Source organism: Proteus genomosp. 6, assembly GCF_040139785.1.
Taxonomy (GTDB): Bacteria; Pseudomonadota; Gammaproteobacteria; order Enterobacterales; family Enterobacteriaceae; genus Proteus.
Window position 1 is genome coordinate 13,790 of record NZ_JBEEVJ010000018.1, and the last position, 15,220, is coordinate 29,009.

11 protein-coding genes are annotated in these 15,220 nt (G+C 41.4%); all 11 read right to left on the bottom strand.

From position 1 onward, the window contains the following. Positions 1-113: 113 nt before the first annotated feature. On the bottom strand, positions 114-1,055 hold the full coding sequence (locus ABN212_RS17505) for an Rpn family recombination-promoting nuclease/putative transposase (RefSeq protein ID WP_198632749.1): 942 nt from the start codon (positions 1,053-1,055) through the stop codon (positions 114-116). A gap of 190 nt (positions 1,056-1,245) precedes the next feature. Continuing rightward, the gene (locus tag ABN212_RS17510; protein WP_349443530.1) at positions 1,246-2,601 is read right to left on the bottom strand and encodes a polysaccharide deacetylase family protein; all 1,356 of its coding nucleotides are present in this window, start codon (positions 2,599-2,601) and stop codon (positions 1,246-1,248) included. A gap of 79 nt (positions 2,602-2,680) precedes the next feature. Continuing rightward, positions 2,681-6,907 carry a DNA-directed RNA polymerase subunit beta' gene (rpoC, locus tag ABN212_RS17515; RefSeq protein WP_109374342.1) on the bottom strand — a complete coding sequence of 1,409 codons (4,227 nt, stop codon included), beginning with the start codon at positions 6,905-6,907 and terminating at the stop codon, positions 2,681-2,683. Positions 6,908-7,029: 122 nt separating this feature from the next. Beyond that, the gene (gene rpoB / locus ABN212_RS17520) at positions 7,030-11,058 is read right to left on the bottom strand and encodes a DNA-directed RNA polymerase subunit beta (RefSeq protein ID WP_109374341.1); all 4,029 of its coding nucleotides are present in this window, start codon (positions 11,056-11,058) and stop codon (positions 7,030-7,032) included. 349 nt (positions 11,059-11,407) lie between these two features. Then, positions 11,408-11,773 (bottom strand): 50S ribosomal protein L7/L12, encoded by a 366-nt coding sequence (gene rplL, locus ABN212_RS17525; protein WP_023583093.1) that lies wholly within the window; start codon positions 11,771-11,773, stop codon positions 11,408-11,410. Between the two features lie 63 nt (positions 11,774-11,836). Next, a complete protein-coding gene (rplJ, locus tag ABN212_RS17530) occupies positions 11,837-12,334 on the bottom strand; it encodes a 50S ribosomal protein L10 (RefSeq protein WP_006534706.1) in 498 nt (165 codons plus the stop codon). 326 nt (positions 12,335-12,660) lie between these two features. After that, on the bottom strand, positions 12,661-13,362 hold the full coding sequence (gene rplA, locus ABN212_RS17535) for a 50S ribosomal protein L1 (protein WP_023583092.1): 702 nt from the start codon (positions 13,360-13,362) through the stop codon (positions 12,661-12,663). A gap of 4 nt (positions 13,363-13,366) precedes the next feature. After that, a complete protein-coding gene (gene rplK, locus ABN212_RS17540; protein WP_006534703.1) occupies positions 13,367-13,795 on the bottom strand; it encodes a 50S ribosomal protein L11 in 429 nt (142 codons plus the stop codon). A 146-nt stretch (positions 13,796-13,941) separates the two neighbouring features. Continuing rightward, a complete protein-coding gene (gene nusG / locus ABN212_RS17545; protein WP_004246900.1) occupies positions 13,942-14,487 on the bottom strand; it encodes a transcription termination/antitermination protein NusG in 546 nt (181 codons plus the stop codon). A gap of 7 nt (positions 14,488-14,494) precedes the next feature. Further along, complete coding sequence (secE, locus tag ABN212_RS17550) at positions 14,495-14,872, bottom strand: preprotein translocase subunit SecE (RefSeq protein ID WP_023583091.1); 378 nt, start codon at positions 14,870-14,872, stop codon at positions 14,495-14,497. A 273-nt stretch (positions 14,873-15,145) separates the two neighbouring features. After that, on the bottom strand, positions 15,146-15,220 hold a 75-nt coding region (locus ABN212_RS17555), incomplete at its 5' end, for an elongation factor Tu (RefSeq protein ID WP_072077167.1).

A 15,220-nucleotide genomic window follows, 5' to 3' on the forward strand; every position in this document is an offset into this window, starting at 1 on the left:
TCAATAAAAATAACATGTAATAAACTTAAAATAATTAAAGAAAAATAAAAGATTATAAATAATGTCTTAGGATATTTTTAATTTAATATTATATAAAATAATTAACTTAATTCTTATACTGCTAATTCTTCAAGTTCTTGCATACTCAAACCTGATATTTTTTCGATCAATGAAAGATCAAAATTCTCTTTTAATAAATTTTGAGCTAATTCTATTTGTACTATTTTTTTACCAATCTCAATACCTTCCGTTTTACCTAATTTAATACCCTCATTTTTACCTAATTCAAACCCTTTATTTTCTAATCTCCACGCTATATTCATAATCACCTCTCTGTGGCTATCTACCTGTTCAACTATTTTATTGATAACAAATTCAAAGTCTGATGCATCCAGAATTGAGAATAAATATTCTACGACAATAATCGTGTCCTCATCTCTGCAGTTTTTCTGATTTATTGCTTTTGATAGAAGCATTGCAATCTTATTAAGATCATGACAACTATTAACATACTTCATTGCAATTTCCATTACCGCTGCTTTTTTATGTGTCAGCAAAATATCATCATCAATTGAAGTCAAATCAATTAAAGAGAAATTATTAGAATAAAGCTTATTAGCAAGTGAAGTAAGTGGAAAGCATGACATCCAATTAACAGGAAAAGGATAAGGTTTTTTCTTACCATGATAAAACAAAATAGGAACAACGAGAGGCAACGATTTATAACCTTGCTGTAAATGTTGATTCATAGTGGAAAATGCATAATTCATCATGCGCCAAGCTATCATTTTATCTGGCCTAGATTGATGCTCTATCAGTAAATAAATAGGAATATCACCCTCTTTGGTTTTGACTAAATACAAAATATCAGACATACGAGAACGTAATTTAATATCGATGAAAGAAGAATTTTGTAATTGTAACGTCGAAAAATCACAATGACTTTTTAATTCCTCTGGTAAATGAACAAAGAAGAAATCTTTCGCATTACTGACATTCATCATAAAGCGTTTAAATGCAGAATCATAAGAAGATATAGATATAGGCTTTTTCATAACTAGCTCCATACTGAATTTGGATTGCCAGCTTACAGAAAAAAATAAATTTTTATCACTAAAAAATCATCATAATTATCTGAAAAATATAAGTTATTTATTGATCTTAACTGAATTGGTAATAGAGGAATAAAAAATACCTTCAATAAATATCAAAGGTATTTTTTAAGATTATAAATTTTATTTTTAATTATTTATCAACAACGATATTTTTATTAACGACTTCATATTCATCATTACCCACCATCCTCGCAAATTTCTCAATAGGATCTGTACTCAAAGCATAGAGCCGTTTTAGTGCAAAAGGAGGATCACCTAAACGAACTTTTCCCTGTTGAGTTGTCACCGCCAATGTCATACCAGACGCTTTGACTGCAGTAATTGCCCTTTGATTATATCCACCGAAAGGATATGCAAAGGCATATTGATGTGGATTTAATAATCGCAATACACGTTGTGAGCGTTGTAAGTCTAATATAATTGTGTGGGACTGACGGCTAAAAATAATAGGTTTTTTATTATTATCTAAACGATGTAAAAAATGGGAATGTGATTGAATATCAAAAACATCACGACTCGATTTGAGTGATTGCCAACTCATAAATTGTAATGAATTAGGTGCCCACTTAGGTGTTTTGGATTTTATTCGTGATGAGATAACAAATAGTGTTGCTCGTTGACCATTTTCTTTTAAAAGAGGATAAGCATAACGATAAACGGATTGCAAACCATCATCAAATGTTAATGCAACAGCTTTGCCTGGCAAATTAACACTCTTATTTAAATAGCCAGCAACTTGATTGAGCGAAAGCGTTTCATATCCAGCTTCTTTTAAATAATTCATCTGCTCTGTAAATGCAGTTAATGATGTTGTTGTTGATGTATGACGAAAATTATGGTTTTCCGTAGTTTTAAGAATATGGTGATAAGTAAGTACTGGTATCCCTAAGTCAGGCTTTACATCCCTTGATGAAATATAACCTAAGCGATCACCTAAAGAGATTTCAAACCAATTGATTTTACTTCCATTAGTACCTTCTTTTATTGTGCGAGATAACACGGGGTAACGTAAATTGGGTAAGAGTGTCGCTATTTGTGGACTAGTAATATCTTTATCACTATAGATAGGAGTATTTTTTGTCGTAATTAAATATTCGTAGATAGGATAATCTGCTTTCTTCGTGCGATCTGATAAGAAACGTATTTTCTTATCTGGTTTCATTGAGGCAATATCTTCAAAATAGCCATCTTCTAGATAGCCCGCTTCAAGATAACCTTGAGCATTCCCAAATTGTATTTTGTGGTAATCACCCTCTGTAACTGATGCATAAAAACCTTGGTTAGGAAAAAGTTCTGCAACAGGTTGCAATTTATCCCCCACAAACGCATATAACGTTTTTTGTTGGCGAAGTTGCATCAATGTTGTAATGGGCGTTTTTAAATCCCATTGAGCTTCTGTTGGAATACCTCTTTCATAAGGCACTGCTGAAGCAAATCCAGTAAAAATAAAACATAGAATAATCAAAATCTTAGATATTATTCTCATCATTTCGCCTACTTATGTAGAACAGAAACAAAAAATGCCCTCACAATGGAGGGCATTTCAATCTAATCTAAATTAGATTTTAGTCTTTTAATCCACCAAAACCAGCATTCAGTAATTCTGCTAAGTTAGCAGATGCTTCATCAGCACTGATTGTTGTTTCAGTTTCATCTGTCGGCAATTGTGATTGACGACGCTTCATACGATCTTGGTGATACGCATATCCAGTACCAGCTGGGATCAAGCGACCAACAATAACGTTTTCTTTCAAGCCACGTAATTCATCACGTTTACCCGCTACCGCAGCTTCCGTCAGAACACGAGTTGTTTCTTGGAACGATGCAGCAGAGATGAAGGATTCAGTTGCCAGAGATGCTTTCGTGATACCTAACAGGTCACGAGCATACGTTGCTGGTACTTTACCATCATCTTCCAGAACACGGTTTGAAACTTTAACGCGAGCGTATTCAACCTGTTCGCCTTCGAGGAACTCAGAGCTTCCTGCGTTCTCAATGGTAACTTTACGTAGCATCTGACGTACGATAACTTCGATGTGTTTATCGTTAATCTTAACGCCTTGTAAACGGTAAACTTCCTGTACTTCGTTAGTGATATAGCGAGTAACCGCATGAACACCACGTAAGCGCAGAATGTCGTGTGGTGATTCTGGACCATCGGAAATAACATCACCGCGTTCCACAACCTCACCCTCGAATACGTTAAGTTGACGCCATTTAGGGATCATCTCTTCGTATGCATCGCTACCGTCTAATGGAGAAATAACTAGACGACGTTTACCTTTAGTCTCTTTACCGAACGAAACAATACCGCTGATTTCAGCAAGGATTGCAGGCTCTTTCGGACGACGAGCTTCAAACAAGTCAGCAACGCGTGGCAGACCACCGGTGATATCTTTAGTACCGCCAGATTCTTGTGGAATACGCGCTAAAGTGTCACCTGCGTTAATTGTAATGCCATCGTCTAACTGAACAATCGCTTTACCTGGCAGGAAGTACTGTGCTGGCATATCAGTATTCGGGATTAATACGTCATTACCTTGTGCATCAGTGATGCGTAATGCTGGACGTAAATCTTTACCGCTACCTGTACGCTCTGCTGAATCCAGAACAACCAGTGAAGAAAGACCTGTTAATTCATCTGTTTGACGTGTGATAGTTTGACCATCAACCATGTCTGCAAAACGGATGATACCAGATACTTCACTCACAACTGGCATTGTATGTGGATCCCAGTTAGCAACAGTTTCGCCACCGTTAACCGCTTCGCCATCACCCTTCGCTAATTGAGCACCGTAAGGTACTTTATAGCTCTCTTTCGTACGACCGAATTCGTCAATTAAACGTAATTCTGTGTTACGAGAAGTGATAACTAATTTACCAGCAGTATTAGTAATGAACTTCGCATTAAACAGCTTCAGAGTACCTTTGTTACGTACTTGAATGCTAGATTCTGCTGCCGCACGAGATGCCGCACCACCGATGTGGAACGTACGCATCGTTAACTGTGTACCTGGTTCACCGATTGACTGTGCCGCGATAACACCGATAGCTTCACCTTTGTTAATGATATGACCACGAGCAAGGTCACGACCATAACAATTAGCACACACACCGAAGTCTGTGTTACAGGTTACAACTGAACGTACTTTCACGCTGTCAACTGAGTTTTCTTCTAACAAGTCACACAGTTTTTCGTTTAACAGGGTGTTACGTGGAACAAGAATATCGGCAGTACCTGGTTTCAGAATATCTTCTGCAGCCACACGACCTAATACACGTTCACGCAGTGGTTCTTTAACATCACCACCTTCGATAACCGGAGTCATCATAACACCTTCGGTTGTACCACAGTCGTCTTCTGTTACGACTAAGTCTTGTGCAACGTCAACTAAACGACGAGTCAAGTAACCGGAGTTTGCTGTTTTCAGTGCGGTATCCGCAAGACCTTTACGAGCACCGTGAGTTGAGATGAAGTACTGGAGTACGTTCAGACCTTCACGGAAGTTTGCTGTAATAGGTGTTTCGATGATTGAGCCATCTGGCTTAGCCATCAAACCACGCATACCTGCTAACTGACGAATCTGAGCTGCAGAACCACGAGCACCGGAGTCAGCCATCATAAAGATGCTGTTGAAAGATACTTGTTGTTCTTCTTCACCATTACGGTTAATAACGGTTTCAGTAGACAGGTTTTCCATCATCGCTTTTGCTACGCGCTCATTCGCCGCAGCCCAAATATCGATAACTTTGTTGTAACGTTCGCCCGCTGTTACCAGACCGGATTGGAACTGTTCCTGAATTTCTGCAACTTCTGCTTCTGCTTCTGCAATGATCTCTGCTTTTTTCGCAGGGATAACCATATCATCGATACCTACTGAAGCACCTGAACGTGCTGCGTAAGCAAAACCGGTATACATGATTTGGTCAGCAAAAATAACTGTTGGCTTCAAGCCCAATACGCGATAACAGGTATTCAGCATTTTAGAAATTGCTTTCTTACCTAATGGTTGGTTAACCAGCGCGTAAGGTAGGCCTTTTGGTACGATCATCCATAAAATAGCTCGGCCGACAGTTGTGTCTTTTAAGCTAGTTTCAGTGGTGATGTTACCTTCGCCATCTTTGATCTCTTCAGTGATACGTACTTTAACGCGTGCGTGTAAAGAGGCTAAACCTGCGCGATAAACGCGTTCAGCTTCTTTAGGGCCACTTAACACCATGCCTTCACCTTTGGCATTGATGCAGTCACGAGTCATGTAGTACAGACCTAATACAACGTCCTGTGAAGGAACGATGATTGGGTCACCACTTGCTGGAGACAGAATGTTGTTTGTTGACATCATCAGCGCACGAGCTTCTAACTGTGCTTCTAATGTCAATGGTACGTGAACCGCCATTTGGTCACCATCGAAGTCGGCATTATATGCCGCACAAACGAGTGGGTGTAACTGAATAGCTTTACCTTCGATAAGGATTGGTTCAAATGCCTGAATACCTAAACGGTGAAGTGTTGGTGCACGGTTCAGCATCACTGGGTGTTCGCGGATAACTTCATCTAAGATATCCCAAACAACCGCTTCTTCACGCTCAACCATTTTTTTAGCGGCTTTGATTGTTGTCGCTAAACCACGGGTTTCCAGTTTTCCGTAAATAAATGGTTTGAATAACTCAAGAGCCATTTTCTTCGGTAGACCACACTGATGCAGACGCAGGTATGGACCAACGGTGATTACAGAACGACCAGAATAGTCAACACGTTTACCTAACAGGTTTTGACGGAAACGACCTTGTTTACCTTTGATCATATCAGCCAAAGATTTCAGAGGACGTTTGTTAGAACCCGTAATCGCACGACCACGACGACCGTTATCTAATAACGCATCCACAGACTCTTGTAACATACGTTTTTCGTTACGTACGATAATGTCTGGTGCTGCTAAATCAAGCAGGCGTTTTAAACGGTTGTTACGGTTGATCACACGACGATATAAATCGTTCAGGTCTGAAGTCGCAAAACGACCGCCATCAAGTGGAACCAATGGACGTAAGTCTGGTGGTAACACAGGCAGTACAGTTAAGATCATCCACTCAGGTTTATTGCCTGATTGCATGAATGCTTCAAGTAACTTGATACGTTTAGTCAGTTTCTTACGTTTAGTTTCAGAGTTAGTTTCATTTAACTCTTCACGCAGCGTTTCACACTCTTGTTCCAGATCCATGCTCTGTAACAAGTTCTGAACAGCTTCTGCACCCATCTTCGCATCGAATTCGTCACCGAATTCTTCTAATGCATCAAGATATTGCTCTTCTGTTAAGATTTGTCCACGCTCAAGGCTAGTCATCCCGCCTTCAACAACAACATAAGATTCGAAATACAGTACACGTTCAATATCGCGCAGTGGCATATCCAGCAGCAGACCGATACGGGACGGCAGTGATTTCAAGAACCAAATGTGAGCAACTGGAGAAGCTAATTCGATGTGACCCATACGTTCACGACGAACTTTAGTTTGTGTAACTTCAACGCCACACTTCTCACAGATAACACCACGGTGTTTTAAACGTTTGTATTTACCACACAAACATTCGTAATCTTTTACTGGTCCGAAAATACGGGCACAGAAAAGACCGTCACGCTCTGGTTTGAACGTACGGTAGTTAATTGTTTCTGGCTTTTTAACTTCACCAAATGACCATGAACGGATCATATCAGGTGATGCCAGAGCAATTTTGATCGCATCAAACTCTTCGGTCTTGGTTTGCGCTTTCAGAAACTTTAATAAGTCTTTCACGAAATGGCTCCTGTCGGAGTTAGACCTGCCAGGCAAATGACCCCTGTCATTCACCCCTTTAAACCAGTGTAGTCACTGTTTGACAGACTGCCATTTCTAGCAGTCTGTCTATATGGAATCCGTTATTCGTCTTCCAATTCGATGTTGATACCCAGTGAACGGATCTCTTTCAACAATACGTTGAACGACTCTGGCATACCTGGTTCCATCTGATGGTTACCATCAACGATGTTTTTGTACATTTTGGTACGACCGTTAACGTCATCCGACTTAACAGTAAGCATTTCTTGAAGAGTATAAGCTGCACCGTATGCTTCCAGTGCCCACACTTCCATCTCCCCGAAACGCTGTCCACCAAACTGTGCTTTACCACCAAGAGGTTGCTGAGTAACCAAGCTGTACGAACCAGTAGAACGGGCGTGCATCTTGTCATCAACTAAGTGGTTCAGTTTCAGCATGTACATGTAACCAACAGTTACTGGACGCTCAAATTGTTCACCTGTACGACCATCGAAAAGTGTAATCTGACCAGAAGTTGGAAGATCAGCTAATTTCAGCATCTCTTTAATTTCCATTTCTTCTGCACCATCGAACACTGGTGTTGCGGTTGGCATACCTTTTTTCAGGTTTTCAGCCAGACGTAACACTTCTTCATCGCTGAAGGTGTCCAGATCAACTTTCTGACGAGGTGCCATACCCAGATCGTAAGCTTTCTGGATAAATTCACGTAATTTAGCAACTTCTTGTTGCTGTTTCAGCATCGCGTTGATCTTATCACCGATACCTTTAGCAGCCATACCCAAGTGAGTTTCAAGGATCTGACCGATGTTCATACGTGATGGTACACCCAGTGGGTTCAATACGAGGTCTACTGGATTGCCGTTTTCATCGTATGGCATGTCTTCAATTGGGTTAATCTTAGAGATAACACCCTTGTTACCATGACGACCCGCCATCTTATCACCAGGTTGGATCTGACGTTTAACAGCCAGGTAAACCTTAACGATTTTCAGCACGCCTGGTGCTAAATCATCACCTTGAGTGATTTTACGACGTTTAGCTTCCAGTTTCTTCGCGAACTCAGCTTTCAGTTCATCATACTGTTCTGCTAATTGTTCTAACTGGTTTTGCTTCTCTTCATCCGCAATACCCAGCTCTAACCAACGTTCACGAGGTAATTTATCTAATTTCTCAGCTTCAATACCGCCAGCAATCAGAACACCACGGATACGAGCGAATAGACCAGCTTCAAAGATACGCAGTTCTTCAGTTAAGTCTTTTTTAACTTCACGTAACTGTGATTCTTCGATTTCTAATGCACGTTTATCTTTTTCTACGCCATCACGGGTGAAGACTTGTACGTCGATAACTGTACCAGACACACCATTAGGAACACGCAGAGAAGAATCTTTAACATCAGACGCTTTTTCACCGAAGATAGCACGCAGCAGTTTCTCTTCTGGAGTCAGTTGAGTTTCACCTTTAGGTGTTACTTTACCAACCAGAATGTCACCACCTTTCACTTCAGCACCGATATAAACGATACCTGATTCATCCAGTTTAGATAACGCTGCTTCACCGACGTTCGGGATATCAGCAGTGATCTCTTCAGGCCCTAACTTAGTATCACGAGAGACACAAGCAAGTTCTTGAATATGGATAGTAGTGAAACGATCTTCTTGAACAACACGTTCAGATACAAGGATGGAGTCCTCGTAGTTATAACCATTCCATGGCATAAATGCCACGCGCATGTTTTGACCTAATGCTAACTCACCAAGGTCTGTTGAAGGACCATCAGCTAACACGTCACCACGATCAACAGGTTCACCTAAAGATACGCAAGGAGTTTGGTTAATACATGTGTTCTGGTTAGAACGAGTGTATTTAGTCAAGCTGTAGATATCGATGCCCGCTTCACCAGCGTAAGTCTCTTCTTCGTTAACTTTGATAACGATACGAGAAGCATCAACATACTGAACAACACCACCACGTTTAGCAACCGCAGTAACACCGGAGTCAACCGCTACCGCACGTTCCATACCTGTACCTACCAGTGGTTTATCACCACGAAGTGTAGGAACAGCCTGACGTTGCATGTTCGCACCCATCAATGCACGGTTGGCGTCATCGTGTTCAAGGAATGGGATCAGTGAAGCACCGACAGAAACAACCTGCTGGGTTGAAACGTCCATGTACTGAACTTGGTCACGACTAAATAAGCTTGACTCACCTTTATGACGGCAAGTAACTAATTCTTCAACGAAGTGATTGTCATCGTCTAATACGGAGTTAGCCTGAGCAATGATGAAGTTACCTTCTTCGATTGCAGACAGATAGTGAATTTCATCTGTTACGGCATTGTTTTCAACAACACGGTAAGGCGTTTCTAGGAAACCGTACTCATTAGTCTGTGCATAAACAGATAATGAGTTGATAAGACCGATGTTTGGACCTTCAGGTGTTTCGATTGGGCACACACGACCGTAGTGAGTTGGGTGTACGTCTCGAACTTCGAAGCCTGCACGTTCACGGGTCAAACCACCAGGGCCTAATGCAGAAATACGACGTTTGTGCGTAATTTCTGATAGCGGGTTATTCTGATCCATAAACTGTGATAACTGGCTAGAACCAAAGAATTCTTTGACAGCAGCAGAAATCGGTTTTGCGTTGATCATATCTTGTGGCATTAATGCATCAAGATCGCCTAAAGATAGACGCTCTTTAACTGCACGTTCAACACGCACCAGACCAACACGGAATTGGTTTTCAGCCATTTCGCCAACAGAACGAATACGACGGTTACCTAAGTGGTCAATATCATCCACTTCACCTTTACCATTACGGATATCAATCAGTTTTCTCATTACTTCAATGATATCTTCTTGGCTTAGGATGCCAGAACCTTCAACTTCGTCACGGCCTAAAGAACGGTTGAACTTCATACGACCAACAGCAGACAGATCATAACGATCTTCAGAGAAGAATAAGTTCTCAAATAAATTTTCTGCTGCTTCGCGTGTAGGTGGTTCACCAGGACGCATCATGCGATAGATTTCAACTAATGCGCTTAAACGATCGTTTGTAGGATCGACGCGAACAGTTTCTGAAATATAAGCACCATGATCTAAGTCATTGGTAAACAGAGTTTCAATCGTTTTATGACCAGCTTGACTTAAGCGAGCTAACACATCTAAAGAGATTTCCATGTTAGCAGCACAAATCAGTTCACCTGTCGCTTCATCAATATAGTCACGAGCAACCACTTTACCTGCAATGTATTCAACAGGTACTTCAATGCGGTCAACTTGCTCTTTTTCTAATTGACGAATATGGCGAGCGGTAATACGACGGCCTTTTTCGACATACACTTTGCCGTTTGCTTCAATATCAAATGAAGCAGTTTCACCACGCAGACGTTCAGGCACTAATGTCATCATCAGCTTGTTGTTGCTGATTTCAAACAATGTTTTTTCGAAGAATAATCCTAAGATTTCTTCAGTGCTGTAGTTCATTGCGCGTAAAATGATAGTCGCAGGTAATTTACGGCGACGGTCAATACGGACAAAAAGGTTATCTTTAGGGTCGAATTCGAAGTCTAACCATGAGCCACGATAAGGGATAATACGTGCGTTATACAGCACCTTACCTGAAGAGTGTGTTTTACCTTTGTCACTATCAAAGAACACACCAGGGCTACGGTGTAACTGGGAAACGATAACACGCTCAGTACCATTGATAACAAAGGTACCATTATCGGTCATTAATGGGATCTCACCCATATAGACTTCTTGTTCTTTGATGTCTTTAACGGTGCCTTCTGGGGCTTCACGTTCATAAATGACCAGACGCAGTTTTACACGCAGAGGTGCAGAATAAGTTACACCGCGGATCTGACATTCTTTAACATCAAAAACAGGCTCGCCTAAGCGGTAGCTGACATATTGTAATTCAGCATTACCACTGTAGCTTTGGATAGGAAATACGGAGCGGAAAGCTGCTTCCAGACCGTTTTGACCATCAGGATCTTGCTCGATGAACTTCTGGAACGAGTCAAGTTGGATAGAAAGGAGATAGGGAACATCCAGAACTTGTGGACGTTTACCAAAATCCTTACGAATACGTTTTTTCTCGGTATAGGAGTAAACCATAGGGTTCCTCAGCTCGCTGAAAAGTGACCCACTCTGCCTGTCCTTAACTTTAAGGATGGCTCGACATTCTGCAAACACTGTTTTTTTGTAGGTAGGAAAACAACTATTTTCCGAATATTTATTGCTATTACTCTTAAATCATTTCATTGTGCCAAGATCACTACCGAGCTTTCGAGAACGTGGATCGTAGTGACTAACACAGTATATTAAGTCGTCAATAGCAAAAAATATTGAAGTAATGAGACACCAAAAAAGTGTGAAAAAGTGACTCTTACCTTACAGCGCAAAAAGGCTGGTGACCAAAAAATCACCAGCCATCAGCCGTTAGGCTGCACTCTGGGAAGTTAAATTATTTAACTTCAACCTCAGCGCCTGCTTCTTCCAGAGCTTTCTTCAGAGCTTCAGCATCATCTTTGCTTACGCCTTCTTTAAGAGCTGCTGGTGCAGATTCTACTAAGTCTTTAGCTTCTTTCAGGCCAAGACCGGTAGCGCCACGTACTGCTTTGATTACTGCTACTTTGTTACCGCCGATAGCTTTCAGGATAACGTCAAATTCAGTTTTCTCTTCAGCAGCTTCTGCTGGACCCGCAGCAACAGCAACAGCTGCAGCAGCAGATACACCGAATTTTTCTTCCATCATAGAGATCAGTTCAACAACGTCCATTACAGACATTTCAGCAACTGCGTTTAAGATATCGTCTTTAGAAATAGACATAACAAGTGTTCCTAAAATTCAGAAAAAGTTTATACGTAAATAAAGCAACGAAGAAATTGGCTATTAAGCAGCTTCTTTCTGATCGCGCAGAGCAGCCAGAGTGCGAACCAATTTGCCTGCAGAGGCTTCTTTCATGGTTGCCATCAGGCGTGCGATTGCTTCATCGTAAGTTGGGAGTGTAGCCAGACGATCGATGTTCGAACCTGGGATAAACTCACCTTCAAAGGCAGCCGCTTTAATCTCGAATGCTGGGTTCGCTTTCGCGAAATCTTTGAACAGACGAGCAGCAGCGCCCGGATGTTCAGCAGAAAATGCAATCAAGGTTGGACCAACAAATGCATCTTTCAGTACTTCATAAGAAGTACCTTCAACAGCACGACGCAGAAGTGTGTTACGTACTACACGTACAGTAACGCCAGCTTCACGACATGCTTTACGCAGTTCGGTCATTTTAGCTACAGTAACGCCACGGGAATCCGCAACAACTGCAGAAAGCGCACCTTTGGCAACTTCGCTGACTTCAGCAACAATCGCTTGTTTGTCTTGAAGATTTAGTGCCATTAGCTTCTTGCTCCTGGATTAACCGAGTAAAAACTCGGGACTCACATCACTTATTACCACAATGGTATAAGCGCTAAAACACGGTGAGTAGAATCCAGAATATATAATTCTTTATTGGCTCTCTCACCGTCTACGCAGGAAAATTAAGTAATTACTTACACCTGCGGTCTTGGACGGGGTCTGGATAGGCCAGACTCCAACCGAAATTCAGAGAATTTAGTTATGTCGACTTGAATAAAATACAACATAGCTAAACTCAAGGCGTCAAATTCTATACAAATTTGACGCCAAGGTAAAGTCTTTTATGACTTTAGTCTAATCTAAGATTAAACTGTCGCGCTTAAGCTAGCTTGATCAATCGCAACACCTGCACCCATAGTGGTAGACAGGCTTACTTTCTTGATATAAACGCCTTTCGCTGCTGATGGTTTTGCTTTTTTCAGAGCAACCAGCAGAGCTTCTAAGTTTTCTTTCAACTGTGCTTCGTTGAAATCAACTTTACCGATAGTGGTATGGATAATACCATTTTTGTCGTTACGGTAACGAACCTGACCAGCTTTAGCATTTTTAACTGCTTCAGCAACGTTAGGAGTTACAGTACCCACTTTCGGGTTTGGCATTAAGCCACGTGGGCCAAGGATTTGACCTAATTGACCTACAACGCGCATTGCATCTGGAGATGCGATAACAACGTCAAAGTCCATTTCGCCAGCTTTAACTTTAGCAGCTAAGTCGTCCATACCGACTAATTCAGCGCCTGCTTCTTTAGCAGCTTCTGCATTTGCACCTTGTGCGAATACAGCAACGCGAACTGAACGGCCAGTACCGTGTGGAAGTACAGTTGCACCACGAACGTTTTGATCTGATTTACGTGCATCGATGCCAAGGTTAACAGCAACGTCAACGCTTTCAACGAATTTAGCAGTAGCCAGTTCTTTCAGTAAAGCAACAGCTTCAGCAATTTCGTACTGTTTAGTTACTTCAACTTTCTCACGGATATTGCGCATGCGCTTGGTTAGTTTAGCCATCAGATTAATCCTCCACTACCAGGCCCATGGAACGAGCAGTACCAGCAATTGAACGCATCATAGCTTCAACGTCAGCACCAGTCAGGTCCGCAGCTTTAGTTTCTGCGATTTCACGAACTTGAGCAGAAGTAATTTTACCTACTTTCTCTTTGTTCGGTTTGCCAGAACCTGATTTCACGCCCGCAGCTTTCTTCAGCAGAACTGCTGCTGGAGGAGTTTTGGTAACGAAAGTGAAAGAACGGTCAGCATAAACTGTAATAACAACAGGAATTGGTAAACCTTTTTCTACGCTTTCAGTTTTAGCGTTGAATGCTTTACAGAATTCCATGATGTTAACACCTTGTTGACCCAGAGCTGGACCAACTGGTGGACTTGGATTAGCCATACCTGCAGAAACTTGCAGTTTGATATAGGCTTGGACTTTCTTAGCCATTAATTAATTCCTCAATTTGGGTATATCGCCCGGCTAGGGCTCCCCGATTTTACTTTGTTCTGTCTTATGACAAAACAACTCAAAACGAAAGGTGGAAAATTGTAGATAACTTTTCCACCTTTTGCAAGAAAGCAGCGTAAAAAGGTTTAACCTTTTTCAACCTGACTAAAGTCTAATTCAACTGGTGTTGCACGACCAAAGATTGATACAGAGACTTTTAAGCGGCTTTTTTCGTAATCAACTTCTTCAACAACACCATTAAAGTCAGCGAATGGACCATCGCTAACACGAACCATTTCACCTGGTTCAAACAGTGTTTTAGGACGCGGTTTATCACCAACTTGTTGTAAGCGATTCATAATCGCATCAACTTCTTTATCGCTAATTGGTGCAGGTCTGTCTGACGTTCCGCCAATGAATCCCATAACACGAGGTACATTACGTACTAAGTGCCAAGTTGCATCGTTCATGACCATTTGGACAAGAACATACCCTGGGAAAAATTTACGCTCACTTTTGCGACGTTGACCGCTACGGATCTCAACCACTTCTTCGGTTGGAACCATAACTTCGCCGAATGAGTCTTCCATTTCGTTTAATTTGATATGTTCACGCAGAGACTGTGCAACACGGCCTTCAAAGCCTGAAAATGCCTGAATGACATACCAGCGTTTTTTTGGAGAATCAGTCATGAACACCTCACAGGCCAGTAATAAATGAAACAAAACGAACCAGAATGCCATCCAGTCCCCAAAGAACTAATGACACAATAGCCGTCACCGCAGCAACAATCAGAGTTGTTTGCAATGTTTCTTGACGTGTTGGCCATACTACTTTACGCATTTCAATACGCGCTTCACGAGCAAATGCTAACGTTGCTTTACCTTGTGTTGTCCACAACGCGATCCCACCTGCTGCTACGAACAAAGCAACAACAGCTAAAGCTCGCAACGCTAGGTTAAATTCACGGTAAAGATAGTTGCCACCCACTGCTACTGCCAGCAATAAAACGGTAATGATCCACTTAGCGATATCACCACCGCGTTTGCTATCTTGAGCTCCGCTATTCGCACTCATAAATTAACCTGTCACTATGATGTAAATAAATAGCCAGCTTGCCTCGCAAGAGCAAAACAAATCAGACTAACCATAAAATCAACTATGATTGCATCTGACACAGTGTCATATCTCTATGACATTCGTATCTGCAAGATACTGGACTCGATTCGTTGTATCAGAGCCTATCTCACCAATAATTTACAACAAACTAGTGATGAGATAGGTTCTTTTTCAAACAACGCATAAAAAGGGCATCAATTGATGCCCTTTTTTAGGAAATTACGCGAGTAATTAACCTAATACTTTAGCAACAACGCCCGCACCTACTGTACGGCCACCTTCACGGATAGCGAAACGTAAACCGTC